This window comes from Pseudomonas sp. H2_A10 (genome assembly GCF_054680085.1).
In genome coordinates, this window is record NZ_CP162821.1 from 4,192,022 (window position 1) to 4,215,394 (window position 23,373).

Below are 23,373 nucleotides of genomic sequence, written 5' to 3' on the forward strand. Positions count from 1 at the left end.
CGCTGCCTTGTATGGAATGCCTGCATGTCGACACTCACCGCGTCACCCGCTGCTGCAACCAGTACACCCCACGCCAGCCCCTTGGTTATGCGCATCCTTGGCGCGTGCGCCCTGGCGCATCTGATCAATGACCTGATCCAGGCCGTGCTGCCGTCGATCTATCCGATGCTCAAGGCCAACTACGGGCTGACATTCACCCAGGTGGGAATGATTACCCTGACGTTCCAACTGACCGCCTCACTGCTGCAACCGTGGATCGGTTACCACACCGACCGCTATCCCAAGCCCTGGCTATTGCCGGCCGGCATGGTGTGCACCTTGATCGGTATTTTGATGCTGGCATTTGTCGGCAGCTTCCCGGCGATTCTGCTGGCGGCCGGGCTGGTGGGCGTTGGCTCGTCGACCTTCCACCCGGAAACGTCCCGCGTGGCACGCCTGGCTTCCGGTGGCCGCTACGGCCTGGCGCAGTCGACGTTCCAGGTCGGCGGCAACACCGGGAGTGCCTTGGGGCCCCTGCTGGCAGCGGCGATCATCATCCCGTACGGCCAGGGCAATATCGCCTGGTTCGGCCTGTTTGCGGTGTTCGCGATTCTGGTTTTGTACGGCCTGAGCCGCTGGTATCGCAACCACCTCAACCTGTTCAAGCTCAAGCAGGGCGGCAAGGCTACCCACGGGCTGTCCAAAGGCCGCGTGACCTTTGCTCTGGTGGTGTTGGCCGTGCTGGTGTTTTCCAAGTACTTCTACATGTCCAGCCTCACCAGCTATTTCACCTTCTACCTGATCGAAAAATTCAACCTGTCGGTGGCCAACTCGCAGTTGTACCTGTTCCTGTTCCTGGGCGCGGTGGCGGCGGGCACCTTCTTCGGCGGGCCGATCGGCGACCGGATCGGGCGCAAGAAGGTCATTTGGTTCTCCATCCTCGGCGCCGCGCCGTTCACCCTCGCCCTGCCCTACGTCGACCTGTTCTGGACCGCCGTGCTCAGCGTGGTGATCGGCTTTATCCTGGCCTCGGCGTTCTCGGCCATCGTGGTATTCGCCCAGGAGCTGGTGCCAGGCAACGTGGGAATGATCGCGGGCGTGTTCTTCGGCCTGATGTTCGGCTTCAGCGGGATCGGCGCGGCTTTGCTGGGTTTGCTCGCCGATAGCCATGGCATCGAGTATGTCTACACGCTGTGCTCTTTCTTGCCGCTGGTAGGCATCCTGACGATCCTGCTGCCGTCGACCAAAGGCGTGTGACCGACCCGTTGCGCAGTGCCTTTGCACTGCGCAGCGTCATGCAGGCTAAATCGTGCTTAAATCCCCGTTTGGCAGCCCCGTGCGCTTCTCTGCGTATCGCCACTCGCTAGGATTACCGCATGCGCCTGTCAGACTTCATCCTTAGCAACCTCGAACCCATCCTGCAGGACTGGGAAGACTTCGCCAGCACGATCCAGACACCCGGCGCGGCACTGGACCAGGACGGCCTGCGCGATCATGCCGCGCAGATGTTGCACGCCATCGTCCAGGACCTGCGCACCACGCAGACCGTGCAGGAGCAGTTGGACAAGGCCCAGGGCCTGGCCCCCCAGGGAGACGCGGAAACCCCCGCCGAAACCCACGCGGTCACACGCTTGATGGCGGGGTTTTCCATCGACCAGATGGTGTCCGAATACCGTGCGCTGCGTACCAGTGTGCTGCGCCAATGGCTCAAGCGTGTCAAGGGCGGTACAGCGCTGGATGTCGATGACATGAACCGTTTTCATGAAGCTATCGACCAGGCCCTCGCCGAATCCATCGCCAGTTATTCGCGGGCAGTGGAAGCCTCGCGCAACGTGTTCCTCGGCATCCTCGGTCATGACCTGCGCACACCACTGGGCGCTATCTTGCTTGGTGCCGATACCCTCAGACGCTCACAACTGGGGGGCGAACGCGACAGCCGCGTGGCCACCCAGATCTACACCAGCGTCCAGCGTGCCAGCCAAATTGTCGGCGACCTGTTGGACCTGACACGCTGCCAGATGGGCCCCGGTATTCCGGTAAGACGCACCCAGGTCGACCTCGTGCCGATCTGCGAGCGTATCGTTGCCGAGATCCAGGCATTTGATCCGCACGCCCAGCTACGATTCGAGTCGGCCCCATCGGCGGCGGGACTGTTCGACGGCGCGCGCATGGAGCAGGTGTTTTCCAACATCATCAGTAACGCCGTGCATCACGGCGACTTGCATTCGCCCATTGCGGTGGCGCTGACGGTCACGCCAGACCACTGTGTGTTCAGCGTGCATAACCAGGGCCCGCCGATCCCGAATGACGTGCTGCCCTTCATTTTCAACCCCATGGGGCGCTTTTCCCAACGTTCGGTGATTGAGCATGGCCCGACGGAAGGCCTGGGGCTGGGTCTGTTTATCGCCTCCGAAATCGTCGCCTCCCACCAGGGTTTGATTGAGGTCGAATCCGACAGCCGGCACGGCACGGTGTTTCGTGTGACGGTGCCCCTCAACGGCGCTGGAGCAGCTTGATAGCCGATTGCCACTAATGCTCCGAAATGCCTGTGAAACGCTTACAATCGCGTTTGTCCACGCACCTCAGGCAGACCCGGCAACACATGACACTCGACCCTCCTACCATTTTGGCCCTCACCGTCGCCCTGGCCGCCGCGGCCGCCCTGTACCTCGCGGTGGAATGGCGCAGCGTGCGCGAACCGTCGCTGCTGTTGTGGAGCGCCGGTTTTGCCACCATTAGCCTTGGCTCCACGCTGGCGCTGCTGCGCATCAACGGTTTTTTAGTCATCGGTATCTGGTTCGCCAACGGCTTGCTGGTGAGCGCACATTTTCTGTTTTTGCTCGGCGTGGCACGGTTTACCCAGGTGCGCGTGTCGCGGGCGTGGTTGCTGATGGTCGCCGTCTGGTTTGGCATGCTGGCCCTGCCGGCCGACCCGTCATGGTCCAAAGCCATGCTGGTGGTGCAGTCGCTGCTGGTCGCCCTGCCCACCTTGCGTGCCAGCTTGCTGCTGCGGCCCCATGGCCGGTCCTTGAGCGTGGGTGCGGTGCAACTGCGTTTCGTGCTGCTGATCCATGGGCTGTTCTACGTGATCAAGGCCCTCTCGGTCGTGGTCCCCGGCACGCTGATCGACCTTGCCGCGTTCAAGGGCGAAATCATCCAGGTTTCCCTGGTGGAAGGCGCGATGGCGATCATGTTGATTGCCTTGTCCATGACCGGCTCCGAGCGCTACCGCCGCGAACAACAGATCGCCCGCCTCGCCGCCCGCGACCCACTCACCGCCCTCTACAACCGCCGCGCCCTCGACCTGCGCGCCCCGCGCCTGCTGGCGCAGATCTCGCCGGCCCAACCCGGCGCCCTGCTGCTGATCGACATCGACAACTTCAAAGGGGTCAACGACCTCCACGGCCACACGGCGGGCGACCGTCTGTTGATCGCCCTGAGCGAGATGATCCGCAGCGTCGTGCCCAAGGGCGCACTGGCGGCACGCTTGGGCGGCGATGAATTTGTGATCCTGCTGAGCCCGGCGTCTACCGAGCAGATTGTTGAGCTGGGCAGCGACTTGCGCGGGCAATTCCAGCAATTGGCCGCGCAGAGTTTCAGCACGCCGCAACCGGTGACGTTGAGCATTGGCGCGAATCTGTTCGATCAGCCGGAGAGCCTGGCGGTGTTGATTGAACAAGGGGATTGGACGTTGTATGAGTCCAAGCGGGGTGGGCGCGACAGTATTCGGTTGGTGGATAGGACCGGGCCGGGGGCCTGATGCGGATGAGGGAGCGGCGGTCTTGGAGGCCGTTCATAGCAACCGGGCAATGCTCACGCCGCCGAGTCCGAACAAATTAACGCCCAGCACCCGCACACACAGGGCGTAGAGCTTAATCGGGTCAGTCATCCCGCCGCCCATTCACCACGATGTAAAGCAATGGCCCCACCGACACGAACACGGCGGTCAGCAGAAAATACGGTAGCACCGACATCAGCCTGCGCCCTCGCCGACGCGCATCCCGATACATCCATACGCACGCCAGTACCGCCATCAGGTACAGATCAATCACCACCTGCGCGGTGTCGGGCCGTGATAGCAGTTCCCGTCCAAAGGCCGGCAGCGATTGCTCGGCGGTGAGCATCGTCACCAGGGTATACAGCGAAAACCCGAGCAAAGCGGCCAGGGCGAGAAAGGGTCTGGGCATGGTCTGTTCCTTGACGTGATCGAGCCTCACCTTAGTGATAAGGTTTGGCCCCTCGCAATGACCTCGGAGGTCATCAATACGCCATGGACAACCCTGCCACCGCCGGCGAACACCTGCGCCAGTTACGCAAACAGGCCAAGCTCAGCCAACTCGACCTGGCCTTGATCACCGGCGTGTCCCAGCGCCACCTCAGTTGCCTCGAAACCGGCCGCGCCAGGCCCAGCCCGGTTACGTTGCATGCATTGCTGACCGCACTGGATGCGCCGTTGGAACGCGCCAACCGCGTGTTCCTCGCCGCCGGTTACGCCCCGCGCTATAGCGCCACCCCGCTCGCGTCCCCGGCCATGGCCGCGATTCGTGAAGCGGTCAGCCATGTACTGCATGCCAACAACCCGGCGCCGGCGATTCTGCTGGGCAGTGAGTGGCAAGTGTTGGCGGCGAATGCCAGCACCGCCGTGCTGTTTGCGCTGCTGGGCATCGAGCCCCGGGCGGCCGACGACCTCAACCTGTTGACCACCCTGCTGCAACCCGGCGGCCTGGGTGACCACCTGCTCAACGCCGAAGAGATCCGCACCCTGGCCTGGCAACGGGCAGCTCGCGAGGCGCTGGGCAACCCGGCGTTGGCCACGTTGCTGGCGCGCCTGCCGCCGCCCACCCACACCCAACTGCCCAACGAAATGCCACCGCTGGTGCTGACGCGCGTGCGTTCAAGCCGGGGTGAGCTGAGCTTTCTGTCGACGTTCACCACTTTCGGCATGCCCCAGGACATCATCCTGACGTCACTGCGTATCGAGCATCTGATTCCTGCGGACGACGCGACCTGGCAGGTGATGCGCGGCGCCTACGCCGATTATGCCGCGCTGGTTTTGTGAAATATCTGTACGTAGACTGCGGCGATACCACAACTGAAGGCGGCGAAGAAAACGTCATGCAAGTTACCGAAGTCTCCATTGCCCAATTGCGCGCTGCGCTTGAATCCGGCCAGACCACTGCGGTGGAACTGGTCAAGGCTTACCTGGCCCGGATCGAGGCCTACGACGGCCCGCAGACCGCCACCGCGTTGAACGCCGTGGTGGTGCGCAACCCGCAAGCCCTGGAAGAAGCCGAGGCGTCCGATGCGCGCCGCGCCAAGGGCCAAACCCTGGGGCCATTGGATGGCATCCCCTACACCGCCAAAGACAGCTACCTGGTAAAAGGCCTGACCGCGGCCTCCGGCAGCCCGGCGTTCGCCAAACTCGTTGCGCATCGCGACGCCTTCACCATCGAACGCCTGCGCGCCGGTGGCGCAATCTGCCTGGGCAAGACCAATATGCCGCCGATGGCCAATGGCGGCATGCAACGCGGCGTGTATGGCCGCGCAGAAAGCCCCTATAACGCCGGCTACCTCACCGCGCCGTTTGCCTCCGGCTCGTCCAATGGCGCCGGCACCGCAACGGCGGCCAGCTTCGCCGCGTTCGGCCTGGCCGAAGAAACCTGGTCGAGCGGACGCGGCCCGGCGTCCAACAACGGCTTGTGCGCCTATACCCCATCGCGCGGCGTAATTTCGGTGCGCGGCAACTGGCCGTTGACCCCGACCATGGACGTGGTGGTGCCGTTCGCGCGCACCATGGCCGACCTGCTCGAAGTGCTCGACGTGGTGGTGGCAGAAGACCCGGACACCCGTGGCGATTTGTGGCGCCTGCAACCCTGGGTACCCATCCCCAGCGTCGCCTCGGTGCGCCCAGCCTTCTATGCCGAACTGGCCGCTCCAGCCGAAGCCCTCGCCGGTAAACGCTTCGGCGTGCCGCGCATGTACATCAATGCCGACCCCGACGCCGGCACCAGCGAAAAACCCGGCATCGGCGGCCCGACCGGGCAGAAAATCAACACCCGTGTCAGCGTGATCGACTTATGGAAAGCCGCACGCGCGGCGCTGGAAGCCGCCGGCGCCGAAGTCATCGAAGTGGATTTCCCACTGGTCTCCAACTGCGAAGGCGACCGCCCCGGCGCGCCGACGGTGTTTACCCGCGGGCTGGTCTCCAAAGAATTCCTGCACGACGAGTTATGGGAGCTGTCGGCCTGGGCGTTCGACGATTTCCTGCGCGCCAACGACGACCCAGCGCTCAACCGCCTGGCGGAGGTAGACGGCCCGCAGATTTTCCCCCACGACCCCGGCACCCTGCCCAACCGCGAAGACGACCTCGCCGCCGGCATGGACGAGTACGTGCGCATGGCGCAACGCGGTATCACGCCGTGGGACCAGATCACCAGCGTGCCCGACGGCCTGCGCGACCTGGAGCAAACCCGGCGCATCGACCTGGAAGACTGGATGGACACACTGGGTCTGGATGCGGTGCTGTTCCCCACCGTGGCCGATGTGGCCCCGGCCGACGCCGACGTGAACGAAGCCAGCGCCGACATCGCCTGGAGCAACGGTATCTGGGTAGCCAACGGCAACCTCGCCATCCGCCACCTGGGCGTACCCACCGTCACCGTGCCGATGGGCGTGATGGCGGATATCGGCATGCCGGTGGGGCTGACGTTTGCCGGGCGTGCTTATGATGATTCGGCGCTGTTGCGTTTCGCGGCGGCGTATGAGGCGACGGGCAGCAAGCGCCTGGTACCGCCGCGTACGCCGCCGTTGGCAGTTGAGTAAACGCGGCCCGGGTGCGAGATAAGCCCGTTTGATTGCAGTTCAAATCAGCGGGTATAGGGCACGGCAATCAACAGGATTGCCGTGCCGTGGGTCAGCGTCGCCGCCAGCACGCCGTAGCGCATACGCACCAAGGCGCAGGCCAAGCCTTCCAACAAGGTAAACAACAACACCGGCCAAGCCAGCCGGGTCACGCTCAAAGCCAGGAACGCATGGCAGGCTGCAAACGCCACACCGCTGATCAAGGCAGCACGCAATGGCGTCACCTGCTGCTCCAGATACCCCTGCAAAAAACCGCGAAACAGCAGCTCTTCCAACGCATTGGCGCCATAGGCCAGCACCACCATGCCGGGCAACCACGCCCAGTAACCGGGGATCGCCGCGCCATCGATGGCTTGATAAAGCCGCAGCGGCATGCCAATCAGGCAGCCGACGGCAAGGCCAACCACCACGCCGGCCAAGCCACTGCCTTTGACCCACACAACCAGTCGCCACAACTCGGGCGCCGCCCGTGCAAGCAACATAATCAGTAGCAGCGACAGGCAACCCAGTGCCCCCAACACGAGTGTATTGGCCGAAAAGGCGATCTGTACGTCGCTGCCGACCGCCCACAGGTCTAACGGCGTCATCGCATCTCGCATCAGCACAAACGCCGCCAGCAAGATCAGGATACGCATCGCCACCAGTGAGCGTGGCGTAGCCGCCCACCACACGCCAAATAGCAGCAGGCCAGGCAGCAGATGAAAGAGGTAGTTGACCAGCACGCCGAAGGCGGACGTCATCACCCCCGTGGGCCCGCATTGCGGCGTAACCACTCATCCACCACGTCACCCAGGGTCTTGGGCGTTTCGTCGCGAATCCAGGCCATGAACGGGCGGTCGAATTTGAACGCAGGGCCACAGTGCAACAGCATGAAGCGGCGTACGTTCTGGGTGTTTTTATAGCCAGGCGTCACCGGCGTGGCGCGGGTGAGAGGGTTGCTGTGCCAGTCAAAATCCATTTTTGTTCCCGGGCAGTTTTTGATGTCCGCAGTAGCATAGCTATCTGCCAGCTATCTAGGAAGCAACCGGGTATTCCGAGTAAAACTGATAGATGTGTTGAGACGTCGTATAAGGGCTTCCTATGCTAAACCGCCCATCTTTTCTGAATATTTCAGATTTCACTTCCCCTCCCCCTAAAAAATATTGCATGGTTGTACGACGACTCAAACTGTCGTAAACATCAACAACAATAAGGAACCCCCCATGCAAAACATCAAAGTGCTGATCGGTTTTCTGTGCCTGTTCAGCGGCTACGTCACGGCTGCCCCTGCCGATCAGGATGTCGCCCAAGCGGTCGACCACCTGACCCAAGCCATGCTGCACAAAGACATCAAGCAGTTGCAGGCGCTCACCGCCGAGCAGCTCACGTACGGCCACTCCAGCGGCAAGATCCAGAACAAACAGGAGTTCATCGCCGATATCGAGACCGGTCGCAGCGGCTTCAAGACCCTGGAAATGCAGAAGCAGACCATCACCCTGCAAGGCGATACCGCCCTGGTGCGCAACCACTTTCACGCCCAGGCAGTGAACAGCGGCGTTGAAGTACCCACCGACATCGAGAACTTCCAGGTGTGGCAGAAACAGAAAGGCCACTGGTTGCTGATCGGTCGTCAGGCGTTCAAATTCTGATCGCCCGCGGGCTCACCACGCCACCACCTGGCGCACCTTGAGCAACGCCCCGCGCAGCGCCGGCATATCCACCGAGCCCAAGGCCAGGCGCAGCGCGTGGGGCACTTGGGCCGAGACGGCAAATGGCTCGGCGGTCGACACCGAGATGCCCTCGCGCAGTAGGGTCATGGCGACTTGATCGGCGCGGGCCTCCTCTGCCAATGGCAACCACAAAAAGTACGATGACGGGTGACTGCTATACGCCAGCCCCTGCAACACGTGCGCCGCCAAGGCTTGGCGCGCCTGGGCGTCATGGCGTTTTTGCGTTTCCAACTGCGCCACCGTGCCATCTTCGAGCCAGGCCACGGCAATGGCGCTCATCACACCGGGCACGTTCCAGGTGGTCGCCATGACGGCGCGTTCCAGCTGTTTCGCCCAGGCCGGCGGTGCGGCGACAAACCCCACGCGCAGCCCGGTGGCGACACTCTTCGACAACCCACCCACGTACACCGTGCGCTCCGGCGCCAGGCTCGCCAGCGGGGGTGGTGCGTGTTCGGCCAGAAATGCGTAGGCCGCGTCCTCAATGATCATCAGGTTGTGCTGACGGGCGACAGCAACCAGCCGTTCGCGTTGCGGCAGGTCCATCACCCAGCCCAATGGATTGTGCAAGGTCGGCATGCTGTACACCGCGCGGACCGGGCGCTTGCGACACAGGGCGTGGAGGTAATCCAGGTCCGGGCCATGGGGGGTCACCGGGATGGCGACGATTTCCAGGTGCAGGGTTTCGGCCAACACCTTGAACCCCGAATAGGTCAACGCGTCCACGGCGATCACATCCCCAGGCTTGAGCAGCGCCATCATCGTTACCGCCAGACCATGCTGCGCACCGCTGACCATCAGCACCTGCTCGGCTTCCACCGTCAGGCCCCGGCGCAGCAAGTGCCGCGCCATCGCTGCACGCTCATGCAGGCGTCCGGCATGGGGTTGGTAACGCAGCAGCGCCTCCAGGTCGCCGGACAACGCCAATTGGCGCAACGCGGTGCGCAGCAGTTCGGCCTGGCCCGGCAACGACGGGTAGTTGAAGTTGAGGTCGAGCAGGCCGGTCGCTACCGTCATTTGCCCACTGCCCTGCCCCGGCGGCAACGAAATCTCGCGCACGAAGGTGCCGCGCCCGGTTTCGCCGCTGACCAGGCCCATGGCCGCAAGCTCCGAGTACACACGGCTGGCGGTGACCAGGGCAAGGCCATGCTCGGCCGCCAGTTGGCGATGGGTGGGCAGGCGCGTGCCGGGGAGCATGTGCCCCGAGCGAATGGCTTCGGCGAAGGAGTCGACCAGCAGCTTGTAGCGGGCACGGGGCATTGGCGATGTATCCATGACAATTTTTTGATTGTCTTGATCTTCGATCCTAGGATGGCTCTCACGCAACCTTTCTTTGTTTCGGACGCCGCCCATGGAACGCACCTCCCCGCTCGACACCCCGGACAGCAATACCCAGGGCTGGATCAACGGCTTTATCGGCGTGCTGATTTTCAGCGGCTCGTTGCCCGCCACGCGCCTGGCCGTGCTGGAGTTCGACCCGGTGTTCCTCACCCTGATCCGCGCCACCATTGCGGCGCTGCTGGGGCTGCTTTTGCTGTGGCTGTTCAAGGAAAAACGCCCCATGCGCAGCCAATGGGTACCGCTGGTCATCGTGGCGCTGGGCGTGGTGATCGGCTTTCCTTTGCTCACCGCCCTGGCGCTGCAATACGTGACCTCCGCGCACTCCATCGTATTCATCGGCCTGCTCCCCCTGGCCACCGCGATCTTCGGTGTGCTGCGCGGCGGCGAGCGACCGCGCCCGGCGTTCTGGCTGTTTTCGGTGCTGGGCAGCGCCCTGGTGATGGGTTACGCCTTGGCCCAAGGCTTGAGTGCCGCGCCTGCCGGTGACGTGTTGATGCTATTGGCGGTGCTGGTGTGCGGCCTGGGATACGCCGAAGGCGCCAAGCTGTCGCGCAGCCTGGGCGGCTGGCAGGTGATCTGCTGGGCGCTGGTCGTGTCGCTGCCGGTGGTGCTGCCGTTGAGCCTGGCCCTGGCGCCATCCAGCTTCACCGGCATCAGCTTGCCAGCGTGGCTGAGCCTGGCGTATGTGTCGTTGTTCAGCATGTTGATCGGCTTTGTGTTCTGGTACCGCGGGCTGGCCCAGGGTGGCATCGCCGCCGTCGGCCAGTTGCAGTTGCTGCAGCCGTTCTTCGGCCTGGCACTGGCGGCGGGCCTGCTGCATGAACAGGTAAGCCTGGGCATGGTACTGGTGACGGTTGCCGTGATCGGCTGCGTGGCCGGCGCCAAGGAGTTCGCCCGCTAGCGCTGCGGCGCGACCATCTTGAACTTGATACGGATGTCGTTGGACACCACGCTGTTGCCGGCCCACTCCCCCTCGCCGATCTTGAAGTCACCTCGCTTGAGGGTGAATTCGCCGTCGAATATGCCAATGCCATCCAGCTCCTTGAGCAGCACCTGCACGTCAACCGGGCGGGTGGTGCCCTTGATGGTCAGGTTGCCGCTGATCTTGAAGCGGTTGTCGCCCAGGGCCTTGACCGCCGTGGACTCATACACGCCCACCGGATAGGTGGCGGTATCAAACCAGGACGCGCGTTGCAGGGTGTCATTGGCATCGTCGCTCCCGGCGTTGATGCTGGCGAGCTGAATCTTCAGCAACGCGTGCCCCGCCTCAGGTTTGCGGGTATCGAAGGTCAACGTACCCTCGAACTGGCCGAAGGTGCCGTAGACCTGCTGCCCCAACTGTTTGTAGGTAAAGGTGATCTGGCTGGCGGTGGGGTTGACGTCCTTGTACTCCACGGCCTGGGCGCTGGCGATGCAGCCCAGCACAAGGGTAAGCCCCAACAGTCGACGTTTCATGCACCGCTCCGCAAAAAAATGGCTGTATTCCCATCAGGCGCGGGTCCTGCTAAACAGAGTAACCGCCCATTACAACAAGGAGTTTGCATGCACTTCCCTTCTCTGCAAGACATCACGGCCCCGGAAGGCATTTGCTACGGTTGCGGCAGCAGCAACCCCCACGGCCTGCACATCAAGAGCCGCTGGGACGAGGACCGCATCCACGTCATCGCCGAGCACCAACCCGAGCCTCAATACAGCGGCTGGCCCGACCTGGTCTACGGCGGCCTGATCGCCATGCTGGTGGACTGCCATTCCAACTGGACCGCCATGGCCTACCACTACCAGGCCGAACACCGCGAACCCGGCAGCCTGCCGCGCATCGACTGCGTCACCGGCAACCTGGGCATCAAATTTATCAAGCCCACCCCCATGGGCGTCCCGCTGACCCTGCGCGCACGGGTCGAAGGCGACGTGGGGCGCAAAAGCCGCGTGGTCTGCGAGGTATACGCGGGCGACGTGCTCACCGCAATCGGTGATTCAGTGTTCGTGCGTGTCGACACCGGCCATCTGGCCGCCGCCGCCCATGGCCGCGAGAGTTGAACCTGGTCTACATTGATTGCCACCACCCCTCGAGGATTGCACCGATGGCTCGTCTCACCGCGCAGGACTTTGCCCCCGAACTGCTGGAACTCTACGACGGCTACGCACATGGCAAGCTCAACCGCCGCGAGTTTCTCGACCGCGCCGCGCTGTTCACCTTCGGCGGCCTCACGGCATCGGCCCTGCTCGCCGCCCTGAGCCCCAACTACGCGCTGGCCGAACAAGTCAAATTCACCGACCCTGACATCGTCGCCGACTACGTCACCTACCCCTCGCCCAAGGGCAACGGCACGGTGCGCGGCTACCGGGTGCGCCCGGCCAAGGCGGCAGGCAAGTTGCCCGCCGTGGTGGTGGTTCACGAAAACCGTGGCCTGAACCCTTATATCGAAGACGTCGCCCGACGCCTGGCCAAAGCCGGGTTTATCGCACTGGCGCCGGACGGCCTGAGCTCCGTCGGCGGCTACCCCGGCAATGACGAAAAAGGCGTGGCGCTGCAACAGACCGTCGACCCTACCAAACTGATGAACGACTTTTTCGCGGCCATCGAATGGCTGATGCACCACGACGACAGCACCGGCAAGGTCGGCATCACCGGCTTCTGCTACGGCGGCGGCGTGACCAACGCAGCGGCGGTGGCCTACCCTGAACTGGGCGCGGCGGTATCGTTCTACGGGCGTCAGCCGCAAGCCCAGGACGTGCCGCGCATCAAGGCGCCGATCATGTTGCATTTCGGTGAGTTGGACACGCGGATCAACGAAGGCTGGCCGGCGTATGAGCAGGCGTTGAAGGCGGCGGGCACGACCTACGAGGCATTTATCTACAAGGGCGCCAATCACGGTTTTCACAATGATTCGACGCCACGCTATGACGAGGCCGCGGCGAATCTGGCGTGGGAACGCACCCTGGGATGGTTTCGCAAATACCTGGTTTAACCCGCGGCAGCCTGCAACAGCCAGCCCTTGAACGCCGCCATCGCCGAGGTCTCGCTGCGCGACTGCAAGCGCGTCAGCCAATAGCTGCCGGTGGTGATGCCCACGTCGAACGGCTGGCGGATCACACCCCCCTCCAGCTGTCGCGCAAACATCATCGCTGGCGCCAACGCCACGCCGGTACCTTGCAGGGCCGCTTCCATCATCGCCAGCGACGAGTCAAACATGATGCTGCGCGGCACCAGGGTGTCGGCCGGCAAGCCGGCGGCGTGGAACCACAGGCTCCATTCATCGGCGCGGTAGGAACGCAGCAAGGTGTGTTTCAACAGGTCACGCGGGGCGTGCAATTGCTCGGCAAGCTGGGGCACGCACAACACGGTCAGCGGCGCTTCCAGCAATGGGCAGGCGTACGTGCCGTGCCAGGCGCCGGCACCGAAGCGAATCGCGTAATCCAGGCCTTCGGCGGCAACATCGACGCGGTTGTTATGGGTGGACAGGCGCAAGTCAATAAACGGGTAGCGTGCGTGAAAGTCCGGCAGACGCGGCAGCAGCCATCCCACGGCAAAGGTACCGACCGCGCCGACCGTAAGCACCTCACGGTAGTGGCCGCCTTCGAACTGGCCCAAGGTGGTGGCGATGCGGTCGAAGGATTCGCGCAGCACCGGCAGCAGCGTTTCGCCTTCGCGGGTGAGCATGAGCCCCCTCGGCAGCCGCTTGAACAAGGTGACATTCAACTGCGCTTCCAGGCTTTTGACCTGATGGCTGACGGCCGCCTGGGTCACGCATAACTCAATGGCCGCGCGGGTAAAGCTCAAGTGCCGGGCTGAAGCCTCGAATGCACGCAGTGCGTTGAGGGGCAGGTGGGAACGCAGCATGGTTGACCCTAAATTTTCTAATGGCTGGTGCGAAATATGATCGGTTGCCTCCAGGCGCCAAACTGCCTAGATTTGCGGCGCCTGCTCAGGCTTTGACCGCCAATGCTTCACCTACATGGAAGCGAAACATCATGCACGAAAAGTCTCATCTCAACGTACGAAACATCTTTATTTGCGCCTTACTGCTCGGTTCCGGCACTTGCATGGCCGCCCCCGATTTGCGCAAGGTCGTGGACGATAACGTCGAACCACTGATGCGACAAGAACAGATCGCCGGCCTGTCGGTGGCCGTGGTGAGCCGAGGCCAGGTGCAATACTTTAACTACGGTGTCGCCTCCAAAGAACAACAGCAACCCATCACCCAAGACACCCTGTTCGAAATCGGCTCGGTGAGCAAAACCTTCACCGCCACCCTCGGCGGTTACGCCCAGGCCACCGGCAAGCTCAAGCTCGCGGACAAGGCCAGCCAACACCTGCCGACCCTCAAGGGCAGCGCCTTCGACCACATCAGCCTGCTGCAACTGGCAACCTACACCCCAGGCGGCTTGACCCTGCAGTTTCCGCCGTCGGCCGACAGTGCCCAGACCATGCTCAGCTACTTCCAACACTGGCAACCGACTTACGCCCCCGGCGCCCAACGCCTTTATTCCAACCCGAGCATCGGCCTGTTCGGCTACCTCGCCGCACAAAGCCTGGGCCAGCCGTTCAATACAGCCATGGAAAACACGCTGCTGCCCAAACTGGGCCTGAACAACACCTACGTCCACGTACGGGTCGACAAGGCCGCGCTGTATGCCCAGGGTTATGACAAACAGCACAAACCGGTGCGCGTCGGCCCCGGCGCACTGGACAGCGAAGCCTACGGCATCAAGACCAGCGCCCACGACCTGGCGCGCTACGTGATGGTCAACATGCACCCCGACACCCTGGAAAAACCCCTGCAACAAGCCATCGCCACCACCCATACCGGCTACTACACAGTAAACGGCACCACCCAGGCCCTGGGCTGGGAGTACTACCCCTACCCGATCACGCTGCAAGCCTTGATCGACGGCAACTCCACGCCCATGGCAATGGAGCCGCACACGGCCAATTGGCTGGCGACACCGCACGTACAACCCGCCAACGTCCTGTTCAACAAAACCGGTTCAACCAGCGGCTTTGGTGCCTATGTGGCGTATGTGCCGAGCAAGGACATCGGCGTGGTGATCCTGGCAAACAAGAACTACCCGAATGCCGAGCGGGTGAAAGTGGCGCATGCAATTCTGAGTGCGGTGGATCAATAACGCCACTACCTGAGCACGCGCTTGTAGTAATCATCATCAGCAGCAGGTTGGAAGTGAATATCACGAATAAACGCTTCCAGCCTTTTGTTTTTTCGCTGGGTACAGGAGTGTCCAATAACGGCCAGACCGTTGAGGATCCGGCAGTAAGTTTCTTCCATCACGACTATTGCAAGATCGAGCACACCCGCGTCGCCAAATGCTCGGATGATTTCATTCTTTTGGTCAAAGGAGCGCTTTTCCTTAGATAACGGCTGCCCGGCCAGGATCATTAAAAATGACTTTGGCCCTCCTTCGAGATCCGTCGCGAAGCCTTTCTTCGCAAAATGCGGAATATGATTCACATCGCAATAATCATTCACGTATCGATAGTAGACGGCCAGGTCATACAGCAACGCTTTCAACGCCAAGTACGTGTCCTCATCCACAGGCTTCAAACACTGGCAGGCATTCAATAAAAAAACGAAAAAACAGCCCGTATTGGCCTGAGCGATCAACCTGTAGTCGTCCAGCGAAGGCAATGCCGTGCCTTCACTGGCACACACGTCAAGGTGCTGCCCAATATGCAGGGCTTCGAGGCTTTCGAGACCGGCGGTGATGACGCCCTCGTTACCCAGGGAAGCAAGACGTTGGAGACCAGCCAGGTACCCGTGCATTCCTGAAATAATCGCCACCGTCGCACCGTAGGTTTTCCATACCGATGGTTGCCCCCGACGTAGGCAGTCCGCATCGAACACATCGTCATGTATCAACGAAGCGGTGTTCATCAGTTCAACCGACTCACACAACACATGCGCCTGCGCTGCTGGCACACCAAACAGCATGGCAAGCGCCCAGCCAAGCTCAGTGCGGATCAACTTTCCCTGGAAGCGGGACTGGTAGGCGAACGGCTCGATCCACCGAGACTTAGCGCGTGCATAGCCCGTGTTATCAAAGCCGTAGAAAGAGCTGTTCATAGGGCAGGCCTTATTCGTGCAATGTGTTTACTCGCCAGTAAAAGACCCCTCACACTGCCAGGCCACCGCTTTACCCAGATATTGATTCCTGCACTTAACCTTAGCGACGTGCACGTCAAACATGCTTTTTTTTAGCAATTAAGAACACTCAACATATAACGCAGAGGCTTATCCCGCCCTGATAGTTAAATAACTGGCTTCGCCAGCAAATCCTAACTTCATTCAAAACCTCTAACGCTCGTTCCCAGGCTCATCTATCTTACATACCAAGTTCCTTTCAAACACCACTGGATACATAAGATGACCGGGTTACTGTCTGCCGGGACGACTTTTCCACTGAGCCCCTACACGGACGAAGCGCAACAACATACTCGTCAGTGGCTCAGCCGCATGGGACTTGGAACCACGCCCCATGCGGCCCATCAATTAGATATCTACGTACCGGGCACTTATGCCGGTTACATGTGGAGTGATGCGCCTGCGGACATACTGATGATTCTGTCAGACCTGGTGGGTTGGTTCAGTTGCCAGGATGACCTCGCCGACGAGGACTGCAGAGACCCTGAAGTCCTCGAACGCCTGATTCGTGGCGTATATACCCACGCGTTCACCGCAAATACGGTGAGCCGCGAACCGCTCGCCTGTGCACTCGCAGATATCATGCGCAGAGCTGCTCGGCTGATGCCACCTATCTGGAAGCAGCGCGTCGCAGAGCAATATGCAACTTACCTCGCTCCATGCGCCATCGCCCTGATGCATCGCTTGCACCACACCCAGCCGGGTAACGAAGGTTATGGACACCTTTGGCAAAATGCCGGTGGGTTCCAGGTGTGCCTGGAGTTCACCTACTTGGCGCAAAACATCAACTTGTCATCAGACCTTTACTACAGTGCTCCCTGGCAGGAACTGCGCAGCGTGGCGCTGAACTTGTTCAAGGCGGTTAACGATGTGTTGTCGTTTCCCATCATGGAAAACCCCGACGAGGACGTATTCAACCTGCTGACTCATCTCAGGCACGCCCATGGAAATTCCGTACACCAAGCAACCCAGAACGTTTCCCAGCGTATTGAGCAGTGGGCTGAGCGCTTTGCACACGCCCAGGCCGTGCTACCCGCACAACTGGCAATCCTGGGGTTTGACGAGCGCAGCCAGGAACAAGCGAAAATCTGCGCCCAGGCCCTGCATAATCAATGGCGCGGCAATATCGCCTGGCATCTGGTAGCGCCGCGCTACCAGACAGTACGCTTCAATGGCGAATGAAAAACACCGGGGACCTCTCCGGCCTGGAAAAAGGCCGATACACGGAGGGCCGCTTCACCGGCACGCAAGACGTGGAAAACGCCATCAACCCACATAGCACGGTGATTCATTCGCCAGCACTGAATGCGCTTCGACCTGGCCCGTTAACAGTCTTTGACAGTTTCTCGACAAAGCAGTCAAAGACCTTCAAGCCGCCCACCAATAGCATTCGAGCCTCCAAACCCTCTGTTGGAGGCTCCTCATGCTTGGCACATTGCGCAGTATTACGCTGCTTGGCTGCCTGTTGGGCAGTGTCGGCTGTCATCGCCAGCCGCCTGCCCCGCCGCCGATTCCCAAGGGCGACTACAGCGCGATCATTCGCTACCTGCAAACCCGCATTGTGCAGGACATGGCCCGGGAGCACATACCCGGGCTGTCCATCGCGCTGGTCAACGGCCAGGAGTTGCTCTGGGCCCGTGGCTTCGGCATGGCCGACACGGCCATGGGCATTGCGGTGACACCCAATACCGCGTTCCGGGCGGGCGCAATCTCCAAGCTGTTGACTGCCGGCGCGGCGCTGCAATTGGTGGAGCAGCGGCGCCTGGCGCTGGATGCGCCGATCCAGCAGACCCTGCGCGAATTCCATGTGCGCTCGCGGTTCCACCAGGACCCGCACGACGCTGACCGCGATATCACCCTGCGCCGCCTGCTCAGCCATCAATCCGGCCTGCCCAGCGAACATCTGCGCGACCTGCGCACCGCCTTCGCCATGGGCCAGATGCCGATGCGCGTGTCGGGTGTATGGCTGAGTGCGCCGCCCGGCACCCAGGTGGCCTATTCCAACCTGGGCTACACACTGGTCGGAGCGGCCATCGAACGCAGCAGCGGTAAGGACTTCGAAACGCAACTGCAACAGGGCCTGCTCACCCCTCTGCAGATGACCCACGCGAGCTTTGTGGGCACCGCCGCGCAATCGAGTTATCGCGCCGTGGGGTATGAGGACGGGGTCGCGAGTGCCGACGCTCAAGTGCGCGACCTCGCCGCCGAGGGCTTGTGGGCCAGCCCCAGAGACCTCAGCCATTACGTGCAAATGCTCTTCGCCGGCGGGCTCTACAAGGGCCAGCGGCTGCTGCACAGCCAATCGATCGATGAGATGTTCCGCCAGCAAAACACCGGCAATGCCCTGGACTTCGATTGCCAGATGGGCCTGGCCTGGTTTCTCGCGCCGTGCGGTGACGAGCCCATCGGCCCTGGCGTGCGAACCTTCCAGCACAGTGGCGGCGGCGATGCGTTTGCCGCGCAATTGAGCCTGCTGCCCGATCAGCAACTGGCCGTGATCATTATGGCCAACGACAGCAACGCCGAAGACCTGGTCGCCCGGCTGAGCACCGATACCCTGCGCCTGATGTTCCAGGCCGCCACCGGCGCACCCGCTTGCAGCGCAGACTGCCAGCCGCCGAGCCACGGGCTCAAGCTGCGCCAGGTACCGACAGCCACCGACCGCAAGCGCCTGGCCGGCTTCTACGCCACGGCCTGGGGCGTATTGCGCATCAAGGACGACAACACGCGGTTGGCCGTTGAATGGGCTGGCGACACCTTCGAACTGGTACGCGATGAAGAGGGCTGGCTACGCGCGCAGAAAAAGCTGCTGGGCTGGTGGCCCAGAGACCTCGGCGAACTGGGCCGCGTGCAATTGGATGTGGTCACAGTGCTGGGCAGGCGGATGCTTACCGCGCGCAGTTACGGCCAGCGCATTGCCGTGGGCGAACGCATCGAGGCACCGCCCCTGCCCATGGCCTGGGCCAACACCGTCGGCACCTATCAAGTACTCAATACCCACGAACCCAACGCGCCGTTGAGCGGCATCAGCGTGCGCCTGGAAGACGGCTTCCTGGTGATACGCGGCCAACTGCACAGCGAGCCCCTGACCGACTACATCCTGCTGCCGGTGGACAACGCCCATGCCGTACTCGCCGGCAGCGGTTATGGCCTGGGTGACACCGTCAGCCGCCAGATCAACGGCCTCAGCGCTTCGGGCTATGCCTTCAAACGTACCGACTCCCCGCACCCACCCTTGAGTTTCCGGCAAAAATAAAACCGGGCGGCTGGACGCCGACCGGCTCGAAGGCAGGGGTGAGATCAGGTCATGTGCGCAGATGGGGTGCTGGGCTACACGTTCCGATCGTCCGCGGCTTTAGACATGTTGTTCAGCATAGGCCCAGGTCATTCGAAACGAGGCCCCGCCCCATTCCGAATCCAACACATGCACCTGCCCGCCATGCCACTGCGACACCCGCTGCACCAGCGCCAGGCCGAGGCCGAAGCCGCCGGTACGGCGGTCGCGGCTGGCGTCCAGGCGCATAAAGGGCTGGAAGATTTTCGCCCGGCCCTCTTCGGGCACGCCAGGACCGTCGTCGCACACCCGCACTTCATAGCCGCTGCCGAATGTGATCAGCGACACCTCCACGCGGCGCTCGGCGTAACGGATGGCATTGCGCAGCAGGTTGATCACCGCCCGCGCCATAAAGCGCGGTTCGATCTCGATCACGTCCACCTCGCAGGTGCGCAACGACAACTGAATACCCGCCGCCTCAGCCTCCAGGGCCACGCTGCCGATCACACTGTCGAGCCAGCTATGGGCTTCGATGCGTTCGCGAGTGACCTGGGTCGCGCCGCGCTCCAGGCTGGCGTAAGTGAGCAGCTCGGAGACCATTTCTTCCAGCTCACCCAGGTCGGCATACATATCAGCGATCAGTTCGCCGCGCTGGCGCGGATCGGCCTGTTGCTTGAGCTGATCAAGCTCGAACGACAAGCGCGCAATCGGCGTGCGCAATTCGTGGGATACCGCGTTGGTCAGTTCGCGCTGGTTGGCAATCAGGCTTTCGATGCGTTCCGCCATCTGGTTAAAGTGCCCGGCCAGCTCACGCACCGTGGAACGGCGCGGTAGCAGGATGCGTGACCCCAGGTCGTTGTCGCCGAAACGCTGGGCGGCCAGGCGGATATGCTCCAGGTCGCGCCAATGCGGGCGTACCCAAAAATACAGCACGATCGCCAGGCACACTCCGAGAAACCCATAGGCCCACAGGTACAGCCACTTCGGCTCTTCCGGCAGCTTGATTTCCAGCAACTGCGGGCCGCCATCGATAGTCGCCAGAAACTCCATGAAGTCGCCGCGCACCACCAGCAGGCCGTCGTTGAGCAGCGCCTGTTCGCGGGCTGTGAGGCTAAGGCTGTCTTTGGGCACCAGTTTCAGGCGCAGCCCGTAATGGGCTTGCAGGTCGGCCAGGCGGACCTGGCGCGCATCGCCAAGCACCGGGCGCAATTGCTCCACCAAACCATAGGCGGGGCCACGCATGGCTTCGCGGTTATAGGTTTCGTTGGCTTCGGGCAGCAGTTCGTCGAAGGTGTAATTGACCAACCAGATCGCCCCCGCCAGGCCGAAAGCCAGAATCACATACAGGCGCAGAAACAGGCGCAGCATCTAAACCTCCCACGCAAACGGATTGAACAGGTAGCCCTTGCCCCAGATCGTCTTGATGCACACCGGCTCGCGCGGGTTGTCGTTGAGTTTGCCGCGTAGCTTGCTGATGTACACGTCGACGCTGCGGTTGAGGCCGTCAAACGCGATGCCCCGCATGCGGTTAAGAATGTCATCGCGGGACAGGATGGTGCCCGCGTTACTGGCCAGCAGCCACAGCAGTTCGAACTCCATGGTGGTCAGGTCGATCTTGTCGTTCCCCAGGCTGACCACCCGGCAACTGCGGTCGATCGTCAACCGGCCGAATTCCACCGCACCGCGCACCGTTGGCTCCGGCGCCTGGCGGCGTTGCAGCGCACGCAGGCGTGCCAGCAGCACCGGCGGCTTGATCGGTTTGATCACATAGTCATCGGCGCCGGACTCCAGGTCGAGGATGTGGTCCAGGTCATCTTCCTTGGCGGTGAGGATCACGATAGGCGTGTCGGACACCGCGCGAATCCCACGGCAGACGTGCAAACCGCTCTGGCCGGGCAGCATCAGGTCGAGCACGACAATCTTGGGCTTGAAATCGAGGAACGCGGCCAACGCCTCGTCGCCCCGGTGCACCACCCGCACCTCGAAACCATGCTGCGCCAGAAAATGCGCGACCAGCCCTGCCAGCTTCTCATCGTCCTCAACGAGCAAGACCTTGCCCAGACCCAGGTTTTCCATAAGTTCTCAGTGTGCAAACGCCGATTGAAGAGGCGGCATTATAGGTGGCAAGCTGCGCAACTGAATCAACTGGCCAGCAGCGCCCGATGAAGCTTCATCCTTTTAAGAGTTTTTAACAAATAGCCTGCAATTTTTAACGCCATTCACAGGGAGTTGTATGCGCAAGGATTACCTGGCGTTCTTTGTCTCGCTGTTTCTGTCACGGCTGGCCGATCAGATTCTGCTGTTCATCGTGCCGCTGATGGTGTTCCAGAGCACCCGCAGTGTGTCGTGGGCCGGGCTGGCATTTTTTGTCGAGTCACTGCCGCGCTACCTGGCGTTTCCCGTGTGCGGGGCGTTGTGCGACAGGTTTTCGCCGGTGCGTATTCTGCATATCAGCCAGGTTTACCGCGCCGTGGCCTGTGGTGTGGCGGTGGCACTGTACGGGATGTTCGAAGGTATTTACTGGCTGGTGATGCTGTCGGCACTGTGCGGGGTGTTGACCACCCAGGGCATCATGGCGCGGGAAGTGCTGATGCCGCATATCTTCAAGCACTACACCTATGCCAAGACCTTGTCCTATTCCCAAATCGCCGACCAGAGCGGCCTGGTGCTCGGCCCGCTGGTCGCGGCGCTGTTGCTTGAGGTGTGGGCCTGGCAGTGGGTGGTGCTGGGCATCGGTGGGCTGTTTGGGCTGGCGGACCTGGCCATGCTGACCTGGCAACGCCACACCACGGTGAACCTGCAACGCCACGCCCAGCAACATGATATCGGGCTGCAACCGCTGCGCATCGCCTGGGGGCATATTCGTAGCCTGGTGGAGCTCAAGCGGGTCATTACCCTGGCCATCGGTGTGAACCTGTTGATCGGCGTGACGCTGGCCACTTCGGCGGCAATGGTCACGGGCCAATACGCGGCCAGCAAGGATGCCTACGCCCTGCTGCAAGGCGCGGGGGCGATGGTTACCCTCGTGATTCTGTTTTACCTGGCGCGCTCATCATTAGGCTTGAAGACCATGGGCGGGTTGTCGTATTCGATGATTGCCGCCGGGGCATTGATTATGGCGATCAGCTCCAATGTGTGGGGCTATGCGCTGGGTTTCCTGCTGGTCAGCGGTTTCGACAAAATGTTCAACGTGTACCTGCGCAGCACACGCCAGCGGGTGATTCCGGTGCAGGACTTCGGCAAGACGGTAGGCGTGATCACCCTGCTCAACAACCTGCCGCAACCGCTGGCGGGCTTGATGGTTGCCGTGCTGGCCGCACCGCTGGGCGCGCAAACGGTGATGCTGCTGCTCACAGCGATCACCCTCTTGATCGGCGTGGCGGTGGCCTCAGGCTGGCACGCCACTGTGAAAGCGGAACTCGATGTCGGGTGACTCGATCAGTTCCTGCTCGGCCGCCCTCACCCGCTCGATCACCTGCGCGACGTCCTTGGCGTCGCCGTACTGGTAGGCCAGCTTCAGGTAACCCTGGAAGTGCCGCGCCTCGCTTTTCAGCAGGCCGAAGTAGAACTTGCCGAGTTCTTCGTCCAAATGCGGCACCAGCGCTTCGAAACGCTCGCAACTGCGCGCTTCGATAAAGGCGCCGACCACCAGGGTATCCACCAGCTTCACCGGCTCATGGCTGCGCACCACTTTGCGCAAACCCGAGGCATAACGGCTGGCGTGCAGTTGGCGCAGCTCAATCTTGCGCTTTTTCATCAGGCGCATGACCTGCTCGTGGTGCACCAGTTCTTCACGGGCCAGGCGCGACATCATATTGATCAGGTCGACATGGCCGTGGTACTTGGCGATCAGGCTCAGCGCCGTGCTGGCGGCCTTGAATTCGCAATTCTTATGGTCGATCAGCAGCGTTTCCTGGTCGGCCAGCGCCGCCTGGACCCAAGCGTCGGGGGTGCGGCAACCGAGGAATTCGTGGATGTCTGGCAGGTTCATCGGGCTCACGGGCAAAAGGATCACAAAAGGTCGGCGATTATACCGACCACGCCGAAGACCACC

Annotated in this window: 23 protein-coding genes; 13 read left to right on the plus strand and 10 right to left on the minus strand. The window is 62.0% G+C overall.

Going from position 1 to position 23,373, the window contains the following annotated elements; genetic code table 11:
• Window positions 1-24 precede the first annotated feature (24 nt).
• The 3 genes from AB4O23_RS19755 to AB4O23_RS19765 all read left to right on the plus strand — a co-directional run bounded on the left by AB4O23_RS19755 (window position 25) and on the right by AB4O23_RS19765 (window position 3,739).
• Window positions 25-1,236, plus strand: coding sequence for an MFS transporter (locus AB4O23_RS19755; RefSeq protein WP_017530427.1), 1,212 nt, complete (start codon window positions 25-27; stop codon window positions 1,234-1,236).
• Window positions 1,237-1,355: 119 nt separating this feature from the next.
• Window positions 1,356-2,495, plus strand: a complete 1,140-nt coding sequence (locus tag AB4O23_RS19760) for a sensor histidine kinase (RefSeq protein WP_065878471.1) — start codon at window positions 1,356-1,358, stop codon at window positions 2,493-2,495.
• Window positions 2,496-2,581: 86 nt separating this feature from the next.
• A complete protein-coding gene (locus AB4O23_RS19765; RefSeq protein WP_223496570.1) occupies window positions 2,582-3,739 on the plus strand; it encodes a GGDEF domain-containing protein in 1,158 nt (385 codons plus the stop codon).
• 121 nt (window positions 3,740-3,860) lie between these two features.
• Here AB4O23_RS19765 and AB4O23_RS19770 read toward each other — a convergent pair whose 3' ends face one another.
• Window positions 3,861-4,166, minus strand: coding sequence for a DUF2834 domain-containing protein (locus AB4O23_RS19770; protein WP_065878468.1), 306 nt, complete (start codon window positions 4,164-4,166; stop codon window positions 3,861-3,863).
• Between the two features lie 83 nt (window positions 4,167-4,249).
• On the opposite strand from AB4O23_RS19770, the gene AB4O23_RS19775 reads away from it, so the two are divergent.
• A complete protein-coding gene (locus tag AB4O23_RS19775) occupies window positions 4,250-5,038 on the plus strand; it encodes a helix-turn-helix domain-containing protein (RefSeq protein ID WP_460060313.1) in 789 nt (262 codons plus the stop codon).
• A gap of 56 nt (window positions 5,039-5,094) precedes the next feature.
• Window positions 5,095-6,801, plus strand: coding sequence for an amidase (locus AB4O23_RS19780; RefSeq protein WP_460060314.1), 1,707 nt, complete (start codon window positions 5,095-5,097; stop codon window positions 6,799-6,801).
• A 44-nt stretch (window positions 6,802-6,845) separates the two neighbouring features.
• Here AB4O23_RS19780 and AB4O23_RS19785 read toward each other — a convergent pair whose 3' ends face one another.
• The gene (locus tag AB4O23_RS19785; protein WP_223496550.1) at window positions 6,846-7,580 is read right to left on the minus strand and encodes a CPBP family intramembrane glutamic endopeptidase; all 735 of its coding nucleotides are present in this window, start codon (window positions 7,578-7,580) and stop codon (window positions 6,846-6,848) included.
• Window positions 7,580-7,798: a DUF6434 domain-containing protein gene (locus AB4O23_RS19790; protein WP_017530433.1), complete on the minus strand. Its 219-nt coding sequence runs from the start codon at window positions 7,796-7,798 to the stop codon at window positions 7,580-7,582. The genes AB4O23_RS19785 and AB4O23_RS19790 overlap by 1 nt, the downstream gene beginning before the upstream one ends.
• A gap of 244 nt (window positions 7,799-8,042) precedes the next feature.
• Here AB4O23_RS19790 and AB4O23_RS19795 point away from each other — a divergent pair, with 244 nt between their 5' ends.
• A complete protein-coding gene (locus AB4O23_RS19795; protein WP_068934827.1) occupies window positions 8,043-8,468 on the plus strand; it encodes a nuclear transport factor 2 family protein in 426 nt (141 codons plus the stop codon).
• A gap of 12 nt (window positions 8,469-8,480) precedes the next feature.
• Here the strand turns inward: AB4O23_RS19795 and AB4O23_RS19800 are convergent, their stop codons facing one another.
• Window positions 8,481-9,806 (minus strand): aminotransferase-like domain-containing protein, encoded by a 1,326-nt coding sequence (locus AB4O23_RS19800; RefSeq protein WP_017530435.1) that lies wholly within the window; start codon window positions 9,804-9,806, stop codon window positions 8,481-8,483.
• Between the two features lie 91 nt (window positions 9,807-9,897).
• Here AB4O23_RS19800 and AB4O23_RS19805 point away from each other — a divergent pair, with 91 nt between their 5' ends.
• The gene (locus AB4O23_RS19805) at window positions 9,898-10,788 is read left to right on the plus strand and encodes a DMT family transporter (protein WP_065878461.1); all 891 of its coding nucleotides are present in this window, start codon (window positions 9,898-9,900) and stop codon (window positions 10,786-10,788) included.
• Here AB4O23_RS19805 and AB4O23_RS19810 read toward each other — a convergent pair.
• Window positions 10,785-11,342: a YceI family protein gene (locus tag AB4O23_RS19810; RefSeq protein ID WP_065878459.1), complete on the minus strand. Its 558-nt coding sequence runs from the start codon at window positions 11,340-11,342 to the stop codon at window positions 10,785-10,787. The two genes, AB4O23_RS19805 and AB4O23_RS19810, sit on opposite strands and share 4 nt — an antisense overlap.
• Before the next feature lie 87 nt (window positions 11,343-11,429).
• On the opposite strand from AB4O23_RS19810, the gene AB4O23_RS19815 reads away from it, so the two are divergent.
• Both AB4O23_RS19815 and yghX read left to right on the plus strand, forming a co-directional pair.
• Complete coding sequence (locus tag AB4O23_RS19815; protein WP_017530438.1) at window positions 11,430-11,924, plus strand: PaaI family thioesterase; 495 nt, start codon at window positions 11,430-11,432, stop codon at window positions 11,922-11,924.
• A 44-nt stretch (window positions 11,925-11,968) separates the two neighbouring features.
• Window positions 11,969-12,856, plus strand: coding sequence for a YghX family hydrolase (gene yghX, locus AB4O23_RS19820; RefSeq protein ID WP_137220278.1), 888 nt, complete (start codon window positions 11,969-11,971; stop codon window positions 12,854-12,856).
• On the opposite strand, the gene AB4O23_RS19825 is transcribed toward yghX, so the two are convergent.
• Window positions 12,853-13,728, minus strand: coding sequence for a LysR family transcriptional regulator (locus tag AB4O23_RS19825; RefSeq protein ID WP_137220277.1), 876 nt, complete (start codon window positions 13,726-13,728; stop codon window positions 12,853-12,855). The two genes, yghX and AB4O23_RS19825, sit on opposite strands and share 4 nt — an antisense overlap.
• A 131-nt stretch (window positions 13,729-13,859) precedes the next feature.
• Between AB4O23_RS19825 and ampC the strand changes: the two genes are divergently transcribed.
• Window positions 13,860-15,014 carry a class C beta-lactamase gene (gene ampC / locus AB4O23_RS19830; RefSeq protein ID WP_460150237.1) on the plus strand — a complete coding sequence of 385 codons (1,155 nt, stop codon included), beginning with the start codon at window positions 13,860-13,862 and terminating at the stop codon, window positions 15,012-15,014.
• A gap of 5 nt (window positions 15,015-15,019) precedes the next feature.
• On the opposite strand, the gene AB4O23_RS19835 is transcribed toward ampC, so the two are convergent.
• Window positions 15,020-15,967 (minus strand): polyprenyl synthetase family protein, encoded by a 948-nt coding sequence (locus tag AB4O23_RS19835; protein WP_068934819.1) that lies wholly within the window; start codon window positions 15,965-15,967, stop codon window positions 15,020-15,022.
• 300 nt (window positions 15,968-16,267) lie between these two features.
• Here AB4O23_RS19835 and AB4O23_RS19840 point away from each other — a divergent pair, with 300 nt between their 5' ends.
• Both AB4O23_RS19840 and AB4O23_RS19845 read left to right on the plus strand, forming a co-directional pair.
• Window positions 16,268-17,227 (plus strand): terpene synthase family protein, encoded by a 960-nt coding sequence (locus AB4O23_RS19840; protein WP_223271448.1) that lies wholly within the window; start codon window positions 16,268-16,270, stop codon window positions 17,225-17,227.
• Between the two features lie 241 nt (window positions 17,228-17,468).
• Window positions 17,469-19,301: a serine hydrolase domain-containing protein gene (locus AB4O23_RS19845; protein WP_460060320.1), complete on the plus strand. Its 1,833-nt coding sequence runs from the start codon at window positions 17,469-17,471 to the stop codon at window positions 19,299-19,301.
• Between the two features lie 99 nt (window positions 19,302-19,400).
• Here AB4O23_RS19845 and AB4O23_RS19850 read toward each other — a convergent pair whose 3' ends face one another.
• Together AB4O23_RS19850 and AB4O23_RS19855 are read right to left on the minus strand one after the other, a co-directional pair.
• Window positions 19,401-20,687 (minus strand): ATP-binding protein, encoded by a 1,287-nt coding sequence (locus AB4O23_RS19850; RefSeq protein ID WP_460060321.1) that lies wholly within the window; start codon window positions 20,685-20,687, stop codon window positions 19,401-19,403.
• Window positions 20,688-21,395: a winged helix-turn-helix domain-containing protein gene (locus AB4O23_RS19855; protein WP_460084552.1), complete on the minus strand. Its 708-nt coding sequence runs from the start codon at window positions 21,393-21,395 to the stop codon at window positions 20,688-20,690.
• A 157-nt stretch (window positions 21,396-21,552) separates the two neighbouring features.
• On the opposite strand from AB4O23_RS19855, the gene AB4O23_RS19860 reads away from it, so the two are divergent.
• On the plus strand, window positions 21,553-22,752 hold the full coding sequence (locus tag AB4O23_RS19860) for an MFS transporter (RefSeq protein ID WP_017527913.1): 1,200 nt from the start codon (window positions 21,553-21,555) through the stop codon (window positions 22,750-22,752).
• Here the strand turns inward: AB4O23_RS19860 and AB4O23_RS19865 are convergent.
• Window positions 22,708-23,310 carry a MiaE family protein gene (locus AB4O23_RS19865; protein ID WP_017527914.1) on the minus strand — a complete coding sequence of 201 codons (603 nt, stop codon included), beginning with the start codon at window positions 23,308-23,310 and terminating at the stop codon, window positions 22,708-22,710. The two genes, AB4O23_RS19860 and AB4O23_RS19865, sit on opposite strands and share 45 nt — an antisense overlap.
• Window positions 23,311-23,373 lie beyond the last annotated feature (63 nt).

Bases quoted from the DNA above. Each gene is read 5' to 3' on its own strand.
- AB4O23_RS19850 (WP_460060321.1), bottom strand. From the start codon at position 20,687: ATGCTGCGCCTGTTTCTGCGCCTGTATGTGATTCTGGCTTTCGGCCTG.
- AB4O23_RS19835 (WP_068934819.1), bottom strand. From the start codon at position 15,967: ATGAACAGCTCTTTCTACGGCTTTGATAACACGGGCTATGCACGCGCT.
- AB4O23_RS19845 (WP_460060320.1), top strand. From the start codon at position 17,469: ATGCTTGGCACATTGCGCAGTATTACGCTGCTTGGCTGCCTGTTGGGC.
- AB4O23_RS19810 (WP_065878459.1), bottom strand. From the start codon at position 11,342: ATGAAACGTCGACTGTTGGGGCTTACCCTTGTGCTGGGCTGCATCGCC.
- AB4O23_RS19805 (WP_065878461.1), top strand. From the start codon at position 9,898: ATGGAACGCACCTCCCCGCTCGACACCCCGGACAGCAATACCCAGGGC.
- AB4O23_RS19785 (WP_223496550.1), bottom strand. From the start codon at position 7,580: ATGACGTCCGCCTTCGGCGTGCTGGTCAACTACCTCTTTCATCTGCTG.
- AB4O23_RS19780 (WP_460060314.1), top strand. From the start codon at position 5,095: ATGCAAGTTACCGAAGTCTCCATTGCCCAATTGCGCGCTGCGCTTGAA.
- AB4O23_RS19765 (WP_223496570.1), top strand. From the start codon at position 2,582: ATGACACTCGACCCTCCTACCATTTTGGCCCTCACCGTCGCCCTGGCC.
- AB4O23_RS19815 (WP_017530438.1), top strand. From the start codon at position 11,430: ATGCACTTCCCTTCTCTGCAAGACATCACGGCCCCGGAAGGCATTTGC.
- AB4O23_RS19855 (WP_460084552.1), bottom strand. From the start codon at position 21,395: ATGGAAAACCTGGGTCTGGGCAAGGTCTTGCTCGTTGAGGACGATGAG.
- AB4O23_RS19865 (WP_017527914.1), bottom strand. From the start codon at position 23,310: ATGAACCTGCCAGACATCCACGAATTCCTCGGTTGCCGCACCCCCGAC.
- AB4O23_RS19755 (WP_017530427.1), top strand. From the start codon at position 25: ATGTCGACACTCACCGCGTCACCCGCTGCTGCAACCAGTACACCCCAC.
- AB4O23_RS19790 (WP_017530433.1), bottom strand. From the start codon at position 7,798: ATGGATTTTGACTGGCACAGCAACCCTCTCACCCGCGCCACGCCGGTG.
- AB4O23_RS19840 (WP_223271448.1), top strand. From the start codon at position 16,268: ATGACCGGGTTACTGTCTGCCGGGACGACTTTTCCACTGAGCCCCTAC.
- AB4O23_RS19770 (WP_065878468.1), bottom strand. From the start codon at position 4,166: ATGCCCAGACCCTTTCTCGCCCTGGCCGCTTTGCTCGGGTTTTCGCTG.
- ampC (WP_460150237.1), top strand. From the start codon at position 13,860: ATGCACGAAAAGTCTCATCTCAACGTACGAAACATCTTTATTTGCGCC.
- AB4O23_RS19825 (WP_137220277.1), bottom strand. From the start codon at position 13,728: ATGCTGCGTTCCCACCTGCCCCTCAACGCACTGCGTGCATTCGAGGCT.
- AB4O23_RS19860 (WP_017527913.1), top strand. From the start codon at position 21,553: ATGCGCAAGGATTACCTGGCGTTCTTTGTCTCGCTGTTTCTGTCACGG.
- AB4O23_RS19795 (WP_068934827.1), top strand. From the start codon at position 8,043: ATGCAAAACATCAAAGTGCTGATCGGTTTTCTGTGCCTGTTCAGCGGC.
- AB4O23_RS19775 (WP_460060313.1), top strand. From the start codon at position 4,250: ATGGACAACCCTGCCACCGCCGGCGAACACCTGCGCCAGTTACGCAAA.
- AB4O23_RS19760 (WP_065878471.1), top strand. From the start codon at position 1,356: ATGCGCCTGTCAGACTTCATCCTTAGCAACCTCGAACCCATCCTGCAG.
- yghX (WP_137220278.1), top strand. From the start codon at position 11,969: ATGGCTCGTCTCACCGCGCAGGACTTTGCCCCCGAACTGCTGGAACTC.
- AB4O23_RS19800 (WP_017530435.1), bottom strand. From the start codon at position 9,806: ATGCCCCGTGCCCGCTACAAGCTGCTGGTCGACTCCTTCGCCGAAGCC.